This window comes from Salinactinospora qingdaonensis (assembly GCF_039539445.1).
GTDB lineage: Bacteria > Actinomycetota > Actinomycetes > Streptosporangiales > Streptosporangiaceae > Salinactinospora > Salinactinospora qingdaonensis.
The window spans coordinates 51160-64540 of the sequence record NZ_BAABDD010000025.1; the positions used below are offsets into that span (position 1 = coordinate 51160).

Here is a 13381-nt window from a genome sequence, read left to right on the forward strand (position 1 = left end):
GCCTCACGTTACGGCCGTGAACTGAAAGTGTTTGGAGCCGAACTGTCATGGCATCGTGCTCGCGCATCCGCCCGCTTTAGGGGAGGATTGGACGCTTCCGCATAGACTTAGCACTTGAGACCACGGAGTGCCAGGAGGTGAGCGCGTGCTCGACGATCGAAAACTCGCGGTGTTGCGGGCTATCGTCGAGGACTACGTGTCCACGAACGAGCCCGTGGGGTCCAAGGCTCTCGGCGAGCGCTACGCCTTGGGCGTCTCGCCGGCGACCATCCGCAACGACATGGTGGCCCTCGAAGAAGAGGGCTACATTACCCAGCCGCACACCAGTGCCGGCCGGGTTCCCACGGATAAGGGCTATCGTCTTTTCGTCGACCGCCTGTCCACGGTCAAACCCCTGTCGACGGCCGAGCGGCGTGCCATTGAGACGTTCCTCTCGGGCGCCGTCGACCTCGAAGAGATCGTGACGCGCACAGTGCGCCTGCTGGCCCAGCTAACGCGGCAGGTGGCGGTCGTACAGTACCCGTCGCTCACACGTTCGGCGGTGCAGCACATCGAGTTGGTACCGCTTGGCCTCCAGCGGGTGATGATGGTTCTCATCACCGATACCGGGCGGGTGGAGCAGAGGGTTATCGACGGGCTGGAGAGCGCTGAGGAGCATGAGGTCGAGAACCTGCGGCTCCTGCTCAATCAGACGCTTGTGGGAACATGGCTTACCGAGGTTCCCCCGGCTGTGTCGGACTTGCCTTCCCGGCTGCCCCCAGAGGAGCGTCCCCTGGCGGCTGCCGTCCTCTCGGTGCTGCTGGAGAGCCTCGTGGAGAAGCACGAGGAAAAGGTCGTGCTCGGTGGCACGGCCAACCTCGCCTCGGTCGATTTCTCGACTAGCCTGCGAGAGATACTCGAAGCGTTGGAAGAAAACGTCGTCCTCATCCGTTTGCTAGGCGAGGCCGGCGATCCTTCTATGCTTACCGTCCGCATCGGCGCGGAAAACTCTCACCAAGGACTACAGTCGACTTCGATCGTCTCCGCGGGTTATGGCGTCGGTGACCAATCGCTGGCCAAACTGGGCGTGGTCGGCCCAACGCGAATGGATTACCCGGGAACGATGGGAGCGGTACGCGCAGTGGCAAGGTACGTCGGTCAGATCTTGGCGGGGCAGTAAGTGGCCAGAGACTACTACGCGATTCTTGGAGTGCGTCGCGACGCGACCAAGGACGAGATCAAGAAGGCATATCGTCGACTCGCACGCGAACTACATCCGGACGTGAACCCGGATTCGGCCACCCAAGACCGTTTCAAAGAGGTCACTCAGGCATACGAGGTCCTTTCCGACCCTGAGAAGCGGCGCATGTTCGACATGGGAGCCGACCCGTACGCGCCCGGTGGTGGCGGCGGCGCGGGCGGCGCCGGAGGGTTCGGCGGCGGCTTCCCCTTCGACGACATCATGAACGCTTTCTTCGGCGGCCAAGCCGGGGGACGCGGTGGCCCGCGCGACCGGATGCGCCGAGGCCGCAGTATCAAGGTCCGAGTGGAGCTGGACCTGTCCGAGACGGCTTTCGGGGTCACCAAGGACATCACTTTCCCCACCGCCGTCCTGTGCGAGACCTGCCAGGGTGAGGGTGCGGCCCCGGGCACCAAGCGTGAGACCTGCGACATGTGCCAGGGCAACGGAGAGGTGTCTCAGGTCACCCGGTCCTTCCTCGGTCAGGTCATGACGACCCGCCCGTGTCCGCAGTGCGAGGGGCAGGGTGTGAGCATCCCCAGCCCGTGCGCCGACTGCGCCGGCGAGGGGCGGGTCCGCGAGAAGGTCACCCGCAAGGTGCAGATTCCGGCCGGTGTCGACGACGGCACGCAGATCCAGCTCGCCGGCGAGGGTGAGGTCGGTCCCAACGGCGGGCCACGCGGCGATATCTTCCTTGAGATCGTGCAGCGCCCGCACCCGATCTTCGAGCGCCAGGGTGACGATCTGCACTGCACGATCGCGGTTCCCATGACCGCGGCGGCGCTCGGGGTCTCCATGACCGTCGAGACGCTGGACGGCAACGAGGAACTCGACCTGCGGCCGGGTACCAACTCCGGGCACGTGATCACCCTCAACGAGCGGGGAACCAAGCGCCTCAACGGGCCAGGGCGTGGCGATTTGATGATTCACGTCAATGTCGAGACGCCCACCAAGCTCGACGAGGAGCAGGAGTCGCTGCTTCGCAAGCTCGCCGAACTGCGCTCGGAGAACCAGCCTCCGGGTAAGTTCAGCCCAGGCCAGGGGAACTTCTTCTCACGGTTGCGGGACGCCTTCAACGGCGCCCGGTGATGACGCCCCCGGTCTTTCTCACCGAGCCGGGCGAGCTGGACCACGACAGTGTCGTCCTCACCGGTGGTGAGGGTCGACACGCCGCGACGGTGCGCAGACTCGCCGTCGGCGAGGTCGCCGACCTCGCCGACGGCGAAGGCACCCGTGCCCGCTGCGTGGTTTCGCAGGTGGGTAAGGATGTGGTCACGTTCGCTGTGCGGGAGCGCCGCACTGAGCCGCCGCCTTCTCCGCGCCTTACCGTTGTGCAGGCCCTGCCCAAGAGCGAGCGCGGTGAGTTGGCGGTTGAGGTGATGACTGAGGCCGGCGTGGACGGGATCGTCCCGTGGGCCGCGGATCGCTGCGTCACCAAATGGAAGGCCGAGCGCGCGACCAAGTCACTGGCCAAGTGGCGCGCCACCGCTCGGGAAGCGGCCAAGCAGGCGCGGCGTAGTCGGCTCCCCGAGGTGAGCGAACTCGCCTCTGGGGCTGACGTCGCTGCGCTGCTGGCCAAGGCCACGCTGGGGCTCGTACTGCACGAGTCGGCCGCCGAGCCGCTCTCGCGCCTGCCTGTGCCCCGTGGTGAGGGCGACGACAGCATCGTCCTCGTTGTAGGTCCCGAGGGTGGGCTCAGTGACGACGAACTCGCCGCCTTCGACGCGGTGGGTGCACGGCGGGCCCGGTTGGGGCCCACCGTGCTGCGTACCTCGACCGCCGGACTCGCGGCCCTGGCGGTGGTGCAGGCCCGCTGCGGTCGCTGGTAGCGGCTCGCGCTAGGTCCGGTCTTAAGACTGTTCCCCGCTGACCGCGTCGTTCTCGGGCACGCTCGCCCCGGCATCGCCGGTGGCGTCGTCGGTGGGGCTCGCCTCGCCGGCTGGTTCTTCGGAACTGTCGTCGGTGGGGGTTTCGTCGGTGGAGTCGGACTCGCTGCCCGAACCGTCGTCGGGGCTGGCAGAACCACTAGTGGAGGGGCTTGTCGAGGGCTCGCACAGCGGGATGTGGCGGCGTTCCCGTTCCTGCGGCGATGCCGTGACCTCGTCGGGAAGATCCTCGGGGTCGGCGCCGGGGGTGATGCACTCGGGGCTTGTGCTCGTGCTCTCCTCGCTGCTCTCGGGCTCCACTGGAATGTTGGGGGCGGGGGCGTGGGGAGCGGTGTCGTCGGAGTCCCCGGGGGGCTGGTCGCGCTCGGAGGGGCTGGGGGCCTCACTGGTGGAGGGCTCTCTCCCCTCGGTGGGGGTAGCGGTCTCAGAGGAGCCCGCGGCCGGCGCGAAGCTGTCGGGGAGCACCTCGTCGCGGATTTGCGGCGTGCCCAGGAGCACCGAGCCCACGATCAGCGCCGCCGCGGCCACCGCGGCGGCCGGCCGCAACCACGCAATGCCGAACCAGCCCATCCGTCGCCTAGAGGTGCGTGCGCGGATGCGGTCCAGCCCTTCAGGGGAAGGCTGCACCGTGTCGGCCTCTTCGCGCAGGATTGCGCGCAGCCGCTCTTCGATGCTGCTTTCGTCGAATGGTTCGGTCATGTCGTTTGCTCCAGAACCGAGCGGAGCGCGGTGATCCCGCGCGCCGTGTGGCTCTTGACTGCGCCGCGGCTGATTCCCATTGCCTCGGCGATCTGGGCTTCGGAGAGATCACCGTAGTAACGCAAAACGATGGCCTCCCGTTGCCGGCTCGGCAGTTTACGCAGCGCCTGGATAACGGCGGTGCGCTCTAGTTCGCCAAGGGCTCCCTGCTCGGCGCTGGGAGCGTCCGGTAGGGCTTTGGGCGCGTGCTTTTCAACGACGGCGCGGTGACGCAAGACCGACCTGGCCCGGTTGACCACCGACTGCCGTAAATAGGACAGCGCCTTGTTGGGGTCGCGAAGCCGTCGCCATGCGCCGTGCATGGCGACGAAAGCGTCCTGTACGACTTCCTCCGCGGTCGCTGCGTCTCGGACGAGCAAGGTGGCGAGTCGTACCAGCGGCCGATAGTGGGCGCTGTATAGCTGGGTCACCGCTTGGTCGGCGTCCCATCCGACCGTCACCGTCGCCGTGGGGCTGTTCGCCACCATGGTTTCAGTCACGTCAGTTGGACGCGCGCCCTTGTCGCCCGGTTTACGAAAGGGCATACCGTTCTTCTCACTCAGTGATGGTGTCTGACGCCTCTGCTAGGGAGAAGGTGGACGGTTCCCTCCCCGATTGCACGGGAATGTCCCGTGCTGGCCCGTTGCTAACGAACAACCCGCCAAGGTGGGACAGCGCGGCAAAAACCGCGCAAGACACCCAGAATAGCCGCTGGACGGCGTGCTCTCCGCCCGACACGGGTGCGGACACTGATGGGTGATGGGCAGTCATTTCCAGGTGGGTTGAGCGTCGTTGCGCGATCTACCGTAGGAGAAAACCTTCACGGGAGGTACCAAGATCGTGCAATATTGACCTCTCCCTCATGCGTCTCATGGCGCTCGCAAGCACCTCAGCTCACGCGAGATAATCGGGGCGTCTCAGGCATCATGGGTGGGGACCGCCGTTGTGATGCGACTCAAGGAGGCGACGCCGTGGCGTCGAGGGAACCCAACTGTCTGTTCTGCAAGATCGTAGCGGGCGAGGTCCCCGCCGAGATCGTGCGCGAAGGCGAACGCACCATCGCGTTTCGCGACATCAATCCGCAGGCACCCACCCACGTGTTGATCGTGCCCCGCGAGCATGTGGCCACCGCCGCGGAGGCGGCCCACGCTGATGTGGGACTGCTCGACGAGATCGCCCGCGAGGCCGAAGAGGTGGCCAAGGTCGACGGCGTGGCCGAAACGGGCTACCGGCTCATCTTCAACACGGGAACAGGCGCTGGCCAGACCGTGTTCCACGTACACGGGCACGTACTCGGTGGGCGTGGCCTGGAGTGGCCTCCTGGCTAAGCCGCCTTTGAAACCGGCGGAACCAGGTAAAAGCCTTAGGGGCGGCCAGGGCCCGCTTGGTAGAATCTCCTACTGAGCAGCTATCCACGCTTGTCACCGTGACGCCGTAGAACACACCAGCAACCCACCAGTTTTGGAAGGGCAGGGGCGAACGGCCGCAAGGCCATGCCATGGTCGAATCAACGCAATCCACCACTCAGGTCAAGGTCGTTGTGCCCGAAGAGCACATGATGATCAACCTGCTGGGTTCCGGAGATGAGCTGCTGCGGACCGTTGAGCGTTCGTTCGACAGCGACATCCACGTGCGCGGCAACGAGATCACCATCAGCGGCCGTCCCGAGGAGACCTCGCTGGTGGTACGTCTCATCGAAGAGCTGCTGGAACTCGTCAAGGACGGCACCCAGATCACTCCCGACGCCATTAACCACGCGCTGGGCATGCTGCGCGCTCCCAGCGACGAAGGTGAGCGCCCGGCCGAGGTGCTGACGACGAACATTCTGTCGTCACGGGGGCGCACCATCCGTCCCAAGACCCTCAACCAGAAACGTTACGTCGACGCTATCGACAAGTACACCATCGTCTTCGGTATCGGGCCGGCCGGCACTGGCAAGACCTATCTGGCGATGGCTAAAGCGGTCAAAGCACTCCAGGCCAAGCAGGTCAACCGGATCATCCTCACCCGCCCCGCAGTCGAAGCGGGGGAACGTCTCGGATTCCTGCCCGGAACGCTCTACGAGAAGATCGATCCTTATCTGCGCCCGCTCTACGACGCGCTCCACGACATGCTCGACCCCGACTCGATCCCAAAGCTCATGTCGGCCGGGACGATCGAGGTGGCTCCGCTGGCCTACATGCGTGGCCGCACCATCAACGACTCCTTCATCATCCTCGACGAAGCGCAGAACACCTCGCCGGAGCAGATGAAGATGTTCCTCACCCGCTTGGGGTTTGGCTCCAAGGTCGTGGTCACGGGTGACGTCACCCAGGTCGATCTGCCCGGCGGGCAGGACAGCGGCTTGGGTACGATCCAGCACATCCTGGACGGCATCGACGACATCGCCTTCCGGCGGCTCGACAGCCAAGACGTTGTCCGGCACAAGCTGGTCAGCGCGATCGTCGACGCCTACGGGCGCTTCGACAAGAGGAAACAGGACGGCGAGCAGCACAATCGCCAGCACAGTGGTTCGTGGTCACGGTCGTCACGGTCCACGTTCAACGGTTCGGGCAACGGCGCCGGATAGCCGTCCCCGCCACCGCGCCGCCGGTGGCGGGGGTTCACGATCGAGATGAAGGCGCGTTGAGCAATGAGTATTGACGTCGCGAACGAGTCCGACGTCCCCGCCGAGGAGACCCGTCTCGCCCGGCTAGCCCGCTATGTCATGGACATGATGCGGATTCACCCACTCGCGGAACTGTCCATCGTGCTCGTCGACGAAGAGCCGATGACCGATCTGCACGTGCGCTGGATGGACGAGCCCGGCCCCACCGACGTGCTGTCGTTTCCCATGGACGACCTGCGGCCGGGCGGGCCGGGCCGCACGTCCGAGCCCGGAATGTTGGGCGATGTCATCATCTGTCCCCAGGTGGCGGCGCGGCAGGCCCGCAAGGCCGGCCACAGCGCCCAAGACGAGGTTGACATGCTGTGCACCCACGGCATCCTCCACCTGTTGGGCTACGACCACGCCGAACCTGACGAGCATCGGGTGATGTTTGACCTCCAGGGCCAGTTGCTCACCGGATGGCGGCGCCTGGTGCAGCAAGAGGCCGAGGACACGCCGCAATGACTTCCGGGAGCGCCCTACCGGTGGTCTTAGCAGTAGCCGTCACCGGCCGTGATGCCGTCGAGTTGGCTGTCGCTTTTGGCGGTGCCGTTGCTCTCTCCCTGATCGCCGCGTTCTTTGTCAGCGCCGAGGTGGCGCTGACCCGGGTCGCCCGTTTGGGAGTCGACGAACTGGTTGACCCCCAAAGCAGGGGGGTGCGTCGCCTGGAGGTCATGGCGGCCGACCCGTCGCGCCACCTGAACATGGTGCTGCTGCTGCGTGTGGCCTGTGAAGTGTTGGCCACTCTTTCCCTGGCCGTAGGCTTCATCGACTGGCTGGGGTTCGGGTGGCTCTCGGTCGCCCTCGCCGCCGTGCTGATGATCCTGGTCAACTACGTCCTCATCGGGGTCACGCCCCGTATCCTGGGCCGGCAGTTCCCCGTCGTCGTCGCGCTGGCCAGCGCCAACATCATCTATCCGATGACGCGCGTGCTGGGTCCCATGGCGCAGATGTTGGTGCTGCTGGGGCGCGCCTTCACCCCGCGCGACAAGGGCGAACGCGAAGGCCCGTTCGCCGGTGAGGACGAGCTGCGGCGCATGGTCGACCTCGCCGAGCAGCGCCACGCGATCGATCCCCAAGAGCGTCGGATGATCCACTCGGTGTTCCAGCTCGACGACACCTCCATCCGCGAGATCATGGTCCCGCGAACCGACATCGTCTTCGTCGACCGCGACATCGACGTCGCCGAGGGGCTGTCGCTGGCGCTGCGCTCGGGCTACTCGCGCCTACCAGTGGTCGGCGAGGACGAGGACGACGTCGTCGGCATCGTCTACCTCAAGGACATGGCGGCCCGACTGCACACCGACTGGCCCTTGCCCGAGCACGACGCCGTCAGGGGCGACAGCGACGGACACACCATAGGCCACATCATGCGCCCGGCCACCTATGTGCCCGACTCCAAACCCATCGACGAGCTGATGCGCGACATGCAGCAACAGCGCGTTCACGTCGCCGTCGTCATCGACGAGTACGGCGGCACGGCTGGGCTGGTCACCATCGAAGACATCGTCGAGGAGATCGTCGGCGAGATCACCGACGAGTACGACACCGAGATTCCGCCAGTGCAGTCCTTGTCTTCGGAGCGGGCCCGCGTCATCGCGCGACTGCCCTTGGGCGAGCTGGCTGAGCTGTTCGATGTCGATATCGGTGCCGAAGATGTCGAGACTGTTGGCGGACTGTTGGCCTACGCCCTAGGTCAGGTTCCCACGACCGGCTCCCAAGCCGTCTACGCTGGACTCAGGCTCACCGCAGAGGAGCCGCCAGGACCGCGCAGCCGTACCTCGACGATCCTGGTGGAACGACTCCCGGAACCGGTACAGCCCCAATCCGCCACCGGTGCCGAGACTGCCGAGAACTGAACCGCCCGTCGCAGCAGCCGCCAGAAAGGACAACCGTGAGCGACACGACCCCTCGGGCTGAGGACATCGACCCCGAGGACACCAAACTCATCACCCTGTCCCGGTCCAGCCGAGCCCGCAACGGGGCCGCAGAGGGAGCCGCCGTACGCGACGAGACCGGCCGCACCTACACCGCTACCACCGTCACCCTGCCGGCACTGGAGCTTTCGGCGCTGCAAGCCGCCGTCGCCGCGGCCGTCTCCAGCGGCGCAGCGACCTTGGAGGCAGCGGTGGTGGTCACCGAGAACAGCGAACTCTCGCCCACCGATCTGGCGGTCGTACGCGACATGAAGACCGGACATGTCCTCCTCGCCGCGCCCGACGGAACCCCTACGCTCAGCAGGCGCGACTGACCCGAACTCGCAGTGGAGACCCATGAACGACCTTGAGCTGGACATGTCGGGCACCCCGCTCGCTTCGCCGCGCGCCCCTGAGGGGTTCCGTAGCGGATTCACGTGCTTCGTCGGCCGACCCAACGTTGGCAAATCGACATTGATGAATGCGCTCGTGGGCCAGAAGGTGGCGATCACCGGCAACCGGCCCCAGACCACCCGGCGCACCGTCCGAGGCATCGTGCATCGCGACGATTCCCAACTCATCGTCGTCGACACCCCCGGCCTGCACAAGCCGCGTACCCTGCTGGGCGAACGCCTCGACAGCCTCGTGCGCTCGACACTGGTCGAGGTCGACGTCATCGGGTTCTGCATGCCCGCCAACGAGCCCGTCGGCCGTGGTGACACCTATATCGCCAAGGAGCTCGCCGCCCAGCGTGACACTCCGGTCGTCGCGATTCTCACCAAGGCCGACACCACCGACCGTGAACAGACCACACAGCGGTTGTTGGCCCTCTCCGAGCTGGGAGAATGGGCCGATATCGTTCCGGTGTCGGCCGAGACCGGCTACCAGATCGACACCCTCACCGACGTGCTCTGCGAGCACCTGCCACCGGGGGCGCCGCTCTACCCTGAGGGGGACCTCACCGACGAGCCCGAAGAGATGCTGGTGGGGGAACTCGTCCGGGAAGCCGCTTTGGAAGGGGTCCGTGACGAACTTCCCCACTCCATCGCCGTCGTGGTCGATGAGATGACGCCCCGCGACAACTCCGAACTCATCGACATCTACGCCTCGCTCTACGTCGAGCGCTCCAGCCAGAAAGCCATCGTCATCGGCACCAAGGGGGCCCGGCTGCGCGAGGTGGGCGCCCGCGCCCGCCGTCAGATCGAGGCGTTGCTGGGCAGCCGCGTCTTCTTGGATCTGCGAGTGCGCGTGGCCAAAGATTGGCAGCGCGACCCCAAACAGCTACGCCGGCTCGGTTTCGACCAGCAGCTCTAAGACTCCGGCGCGGCCGAGGGGCGGCTGCGCCGGTTGAGGTCGGCGGCCAAATCAGCGGCCACCCGTTGCACCACTGGCGCGGCCTCGGCTATGAAAGCCCAGCTCATGCGCGACTCTGGCCCTGAGATCGACACCGCCATCCTCGCGGGACCCCCGAGGACCGGCACCGCGAGACAGCGCACTCCCACTTCTTGCTCACCGTCGTCGACCGCATAGCCGCGCTCTCGAACCCGGGAGAGTTCGGCGGCGAAGGACTCGGGCGTGGAGATCGTGCGTTCGGTAGCCGCCGGCATGCCCGTGCGCCGCACGGTCGCCAACGCCTCGTTCTCGGGCAGTTGCGCCAACAGCGCCTTGCCCACTCCCGCCGAATGCGGCAGCACTCGGCGCCCCACCTCGGTGAACATCCGCATCGCGTGCTGTGAGGGCACCTGGGCCACGTAGACGGCCTTGTCTCCGTCGAGCATCGCCAAGTTCGCGGTTTCGCCGAGATCCTCCACCAGTTGGGTCAAGTGCGGGCGCGCCCACGTGCCCAGCATGCGCGACGCGCTCTCCCCCAGCCCGATCAGCCGCGGCCCCAGCGCGTAGCGCCGTGATGGAAGCTGGCGCACATAGCCGTTGTCCACGAGGGTGCGCGTGATGCGGTGGATCGTGGGCAGCGGCAGGCCGGACGATTCTGCCAGTTGGCTCAGCGAGATCTCCCCGCCGGTGTCGGCCATGATCTCCAGCAGTGCGAAGGCGCGGTCAAGGGACTGCACGCCCCCGGGGCGGGGTTCGCCGGTGCCGGGTGCGGTCTCTGACGGTGTCAAGGATGTGGCTCCCATGGAAAGTCCGGGCCTTCTCATTTTGCGATACGAAAAGCTCGCCCTGCGAACTCCCTCGTTGATACGTACCGTGTTCCCACTCCACCACGTGTCACGGAACGTGAGGACGTGGTCTGTACACAACAGCGGGGCGGGGGCCCCACCGGCCAGTGCCCGCCTTTGCCACGATGGGGGAGGCGCTGCCCCGCTGAGCGGTTTCAGGCGTTGGCACCAGCGTCGAATCGCGCTGCCGAGGTGCCGGCGGGGCCGGCCCCGCCGGCACCTCGGCAGCGCGTATCGCCCCCTGGCCGTCGCCGCGTCGGCGCTGCCCCGGCGCAGGGCACCCGTTGCCCCAGCAGCCATCACCACAGCAGACAGCAGGAGGAACCACGATGCCCAGCAAGGTCGCCTTCATCGGGCTCGGCACCATGGGCCTTCCCATGGCCGTCAATCTCAGCTCCGCCGGATTCGACGTCACCGGCTACAACCGTAGCCCCCACAAGGCGCAGGCGCTGGCCCAACGAGGTGGCCAAGCGGCGAGCTCGATCGCTGCGGCCGTCGACGGCGCCGACGCCGTCATCACTATGCTGCCCGACTCACCCGACGTCGAGACCGTCCTGCTGGGCGAGGGCGGCGTGTTCGCGACCGCCCCTGAGGGGGCTTTGGTGATCGACATGAGCACGATCATCCCGGAAACCGCCCGCGCTCTGGCGCAGGAAGGTGAGAAGCGAGGGTTCTGCGTCTTGGACGCCCCGGTCAGCGGTGGCGAGTCCGGCGCCATCGCGGGAAAGCTCGCGGTCATGGTCGGCGGCCCCAAAACCGACGTCGAAGCCGCCGCGCCGCTGTTCGAGGCGGTCGGCGCCACGTTCGTGCGCGTGGGACCGGCGGGAGCGGGCCAGACCGTCAAGGCCGCCAACCAGCTCATTGTCGCCGGTAACCTCCAGCTTGTCGCTGAGGCGCTGGTGTTCCTCGAAGGTCACGGCGTCGACGCCGAGGCGGCGATGTCGGTTCTGGGCGGCGGCATGGCGGGCAGCGCAGTACTGGAACAAAAGGGAGCAGGGATGCGCCAGCGCCGGTTCGAGCCAGGCTTCCGAGCCGAACTGCACGATAAGGACATGCGTATCGCCACGAGCGCCGCCCGCGAGGCGGGCGTGGCCATCCCGGTGGCGGCACTCGCGGCCCAGTTCATGGCCGCGCTGTGTGCCCAAGGGGACGGCGCGTTGGACCATTCGGCGCTGCTCAAGATCGTGGAACAGCTCTCCGGGCGACAGAGCCCGAGCTAGGTGCGTTGTTCGGGAAGGTTGATGAGGTGGCCGGCGGGTTCGGGACCCGCCGGCGGGAACGGCGCGCCGGGCCTCGCAGCTCATGCATGCCTGCGCCCGAGGCCCAGGGCACCTGGGTGTTGGCCGCACCCCAATCCCGCTGGCGGCCCCTTAACCCCCTAGCACAGAAGGGTTCGCCCAAAATGGTACAGACCTTTCCGTGGTATGTCCCCGCCCCTCCGCTAAAATGGTCAATCTTTGTGTGCACAGTGGTGCCGCTTGCCCGCGCTGACCGTCATTGGGCCTGGTGGAACCGAGGGGACGCTGGGGGTGGAGGCTCGCCTGTGGGATTTCACCTCGAAGCGGGCGCCGCTCCGGGAGCCGGTAACGGTTTCCGGAGGTCACGGGTGGCATCCGAGGATCGAATGGATGAATTCGGTCACCCCGCCGGCTCCGACAGTCGCACCCCCTCCTGCGCTCGCGCCTGTCCTGCCTCGCCCGCGTTATCCGGCCGAGAGTCCCGAGCACCAAGGTCGGCCCTGTGCCCGTTTCGGCCCAACGGCCGTCACGGCACGCATAGTGAGTGTCACTCCCACAGGCCATGGCCGCAAGCGGTCCCCCGACTGTCGATCGGGCCCAATAGGCCACACAGCCGCCATCGGCAGCGCAGAAAAGCGCGGAAGCCGGAAAGTAAGTAAAACAGAAGTTGGCGTGAAACCGCAGCGTGCCACGACGAAGAGAGCGGAAAAGCGGGAACGCCTAAGCATCGCTGGAGAACGGTGTTACGAATGTCCACCGAAAGATATCGACAGCGACAATATATGTTCCCATTGTGACGACTGAGGGCGTTTTACCCCACCTGGCTCGGTGGTCCGTCGCCGCGCAGGGCCATATCGTTTTTTGCCTTCGCGTGCCACTGTGCCCGCCATTCCGGCAGGTAGTACTCGCTTCCGATCAGGCCGTCGAGAACGTCGTCGATCACCAGAGCCCGATCTTGCAGCGTGCACCCCTCCAAATGAGTGAGGACGGCGCTCACATCCACGCTCACCCCGGGGCCGTCCACGGTGACGGTGCACAACGGCGTCGTCGCGGCGGTAGGTGACCACCACATGCAGCCCTGGTTCCTGATGACCTCGGTGGCTGGGAAGGTTCCGCTCAGCAGGCGGCCCTCCACGAGAGCGGCAATCGTTTTGTGCTCGACCCAGGACTCGTAAAGCTCAGCGGTCAACCCATCTGGCGACACGTCTTTTCCGGCGGCATACGCGCCTTCCCAACGGCATGTTTTACACCGTTCCATGGTGGCCCCGACGATCCATCGTGCGTTCCTTGACCGCGTTCGGGCGGTTCCTTGCAGACAGTCCGCGTATTCGTGTTTGTTTCGCCTGCTACACCACATCTGGAAGGTCATAGGAGCCACAGTAACTCTGCTCGTGGGAACGGAGACACCCAAAGAATCCGCCTTGGTCAGCCCACCTAGATCGTTGATGGGGAATGGTTGTTGCTGGTCAGTGGTCGTAGGCGGTCAGGGAGCGTTTGACGGGGGCGTCGATGAGCCAGTTGTGCCAGATCGCGGCGTTGAGGGCGCAGATGCGCTGGCAC

The 13381-nt window shown here is 66.1% G+C and carries 14 protein-coding genes and 1 pseudogene; 10 read left to right on the plus strand and 5 right to left on the minus strand.

All coding sequences use genetic code 11. The annotated features are described in order from the left end of the window. Nucleotides 1–145: 145 nt before the first annotated feature. From hrcA to ABD848_RS19750, 3 genes are read left to right on the plus strand one after another with little or no spacing between them, the layout of a single operon-like run. Nucleotides 146–1159, plus strand: coding sequence for a heat-inducible transcriptional repressor HrcA (gene hrcA / locus ABD848_RS19740; RefSeq protein ID WP_344974702.1), 1014 nt, complete (start codon nucleotides 146–148; stop codon nucleotides 1157–1159). Further along, a complete protein-coding gene (gene dnaJ, locus ABD848_RS19745) occupies nucleotides 1160–2308 on the plus strand; it encodes a molecular chaperone DnaJ (RefSeq protein ID WP_344974706.1) in 1149 nt (382 codons plus the stop codon). Further along, nucleotides 2308–3048 (plus strand): 16S rRNA (uracil(1498)-N(3))-methyltransferase, encoded by a 741-nt coding sequence (locus ABD848_RS19750; protein ID WP_344974709.1) that lies wholly within the window; start codon nucleotides 2308–2310, stop codon nucleotides 3046–3048. The genes dnaJ and ABD848_RS19750 overlap by 1 nt, the downstream gene beginning before the upstream one ends. 21 nt (nucleotides 3049–3069) lie before the next feature. On the opposite strand, the gene ABD848_RS19755 is transcribed toward ABD848_RS19750, so the two are convergent. Beyond that, a complete protein-coding gene (locus ABD848_RS19755; RefSeq protein ID WP_344974711.1) occupies nucleotides 3070–3804 on the minus strand; it encodes a hypothetical protein in 735 nt (244 codons plus the stop codon). Beyond that, complete coding sequence (locus tag ABD848_RS19760; protein ID WP_344974748.1) at nucleotides 3801–4331, minus strand: SigE family RNA polymerase sigma factor; 531 nt, start codon at nucleotides 4329–4331, stop codon at nucleotides 3801–3803. The genes ABD848_RS19755 and ABD848_RS19760 overlap by 4 nt, the downstream gene beginning before the upstream one ends. Nucleotides 4332–4769: 438 nt before the next feature. On the opposite strand from ABD848_RS19760, the gene ABD848_RS19765 reads away from it, so the two are divergent. From ABD848_RS19765 to era, 6 genes are all read left to right on the plus strand, one after another. Continuing rightward, entirely contained in the window at nucleotides 4770–5171 is a 402-nt protein-coding gene (locus ABD848_RS19765) for a histidine triad nucleotide-binding protein (RefSeq protein ID WP_344974714.1), read from the plus strand. 170 nt (nucleotides 5172–5341) lie between these two features. Further along, complete coding sequence (locus tag ABD848_RS19770) at nucleotides 5342–6412, plus strand: PhoH family protein (RefSeq protein WP_344974717.1); 1071 nt, start codon at nucleotides 5342–5344, stop codon at nucleotides 6410–6412. A gap of 63 nt (nucleotides 6413–6475) precedes the next feature. Next, nucleotides 6476–6955 carry an rRNA maturation RNase YbeY gene (gene ybeY / locus ABD848_RS19775; protein WP_344974720.1) on the plus strand — a complete coding sequence of 160 codons (480 nt, stop codon included), beginning with the start codon at nucleotides 6476–6478 and terminating at the stop codon, nucleotides 6953–6955. Then, entirely contained in the window at nucleotides 6952–8349 is a 1398-nt protein-coding gene (locus ABD848_RS19780) for a hemolysin family protein (RefSeq protein ID WP_344974723.1), read from the plus strand. The genes ybeY and ABD848_RS19780 overlap by 4 nt, the downstream gene beginning before the upstream one ends. 35 nt (nucleotides 8350–8384) lie before the next feature. After that, nucleotides 8385–8741 carry a cytidine deaminase gene (locus tag ABD848_RS19785; RefSeq protein WP_344974726.1) on the plus strand — a complete coding sequence of 119 codons (357 nt, stop codon included), beginning with the start codon at nucleotides 8385–8387 and terminating at the stop codon, nucleotides 8739–8741. A gap of 22 nt (nucleotides 8742–8763) precedes the next feature. Beyond that, nucleotides 8764–9720: a GTPase Era gene (gene era, locus ABD848_RS19790; protein WP_344974729.1), complete on the plus strand. Its 957-nt coding sequence runs from the start codon at nucleotides 8764–8766 to the stop codon at nucleotides 9718–9720. Here the strand turns inward: era and ABD848_RS19795 are convergent. Continuing rightward, complete coding sequence (locus tag ABD848_RS19795) at nucleotides 9717–10475, minus strand: IclR family transcriptional regulator (protein WP_425567620.1); 759 nt, start codon at nucleotides 10473–10475, stop codon at nucleotides 9717–9719. The genes era and ABD848_RS19795 overlap by 4 nt on opposite strands. A gap of 392 nt (nucleotides 10476–10867) precedes the next feature. Between ABD848_RS19795 and ABD848_RS19800 the strand changes: the two genes are divergently transcribed. Further along, nucleotides 10868–11803, plus strand: a complete 936-nt coding sequence (locus ABD848_RS19800; protein ID WP_344974734.1) for an NAD(P)-dependent oxidoreductase — start codon at nucleotides 10868–10870, stop codon at nucleotides 11801–11803. An 829-nt stretch (nucleotides 11804–12632) separates the two neighbouring features. Here the strand turns inward: ABD848_RS19800 and ABD848_RS19805 are convergent. Both ABD848_RS19805 and ABD848_RS25090 read right to left on the minus strand, forming a co-directional pair. Further along, nucleotides 12633–13010 carry a hypothetical protein gene (locus ABD848_RS19805; RefSeq protein ID WP_344974737.1) on the minus strand — a complete coding sequence of 126 codons (378 nt, stop codon included), beginning with the start codon at nucleotides 13008–13010 and terminating at the stop codon, nucleotides 12633–12635. A 277-nt stretch (nucleotides 13011–13287) separates the two neighbouring features. Beyond that, a pseudogene (locus ABD848_RS25090) lies at nucleotides 13288–13381 on the minus strand (IS982 family transposase); the annotation flags it as partial.

What these genes read in the sequence shown, in the direction of transcription:
- ABD848_RS19750 (WP_344974709.1), top strand. Translation starts at nt 2,308, where the DNA reads ATGACGCCCCCGGTCTTTCTCACCGAGCCGGGCGAGCTGGACCACGAC.
- ABD848_RS19755 (WP_344974711.1), bottom strand. Translation starts at nt 3,804, where the DNA reads ATGACCGAACCATTCGACGAAAGCAGCATCGAAGAGCGGCTGCGCGCA.
- ABD848_RS19760 (WP_344974748.1), bottom strand. Translation starts at nt 4,331, where the DNA reads ATGGTGGCGAACAGCCCCACGGCGACGGTGACGGTCGGATGGGACGCC.
- ABD848_RS19765 (WP_344974714.1), top strand. Translation starts at nt 4,770, where the DNA reads ATGGGTGGGGACCGCCGTTGTGATGCGACTCAAGGAGGCGACGCCGTG.
- ABD848_RS19770 (WP_344974717.1), top strand. Translation starts at nt 5,342, where the DNA reads ATGGTCGAATCAACGCAATCCACCACTCAGGTCAAGGTCGTTGTGCCC.
- ybeY (WP_344974720.1), top strand. Translation starts at nt 6,476, where the DNA reads ATGAGTATTGACGTCGCGAACGAGTCCGACGTCCCCGCCGAGGAGACC.
- ABD848_RS19780 (WP_344974723.1), top strand. Translation starts at nt 6,952, where the DNA reads ATGACTTCCGGGAGCGCCCTACCGGTGGTCTTAGCAGTAGCCGTCACC.
- era (WP_344974729.1), top strand. Translation starts at nt 8,764, where the DNA reads ATGAACGACCTTGAGCTGGACATGTCGGGCACCCCGCTCGCTTCGCCG.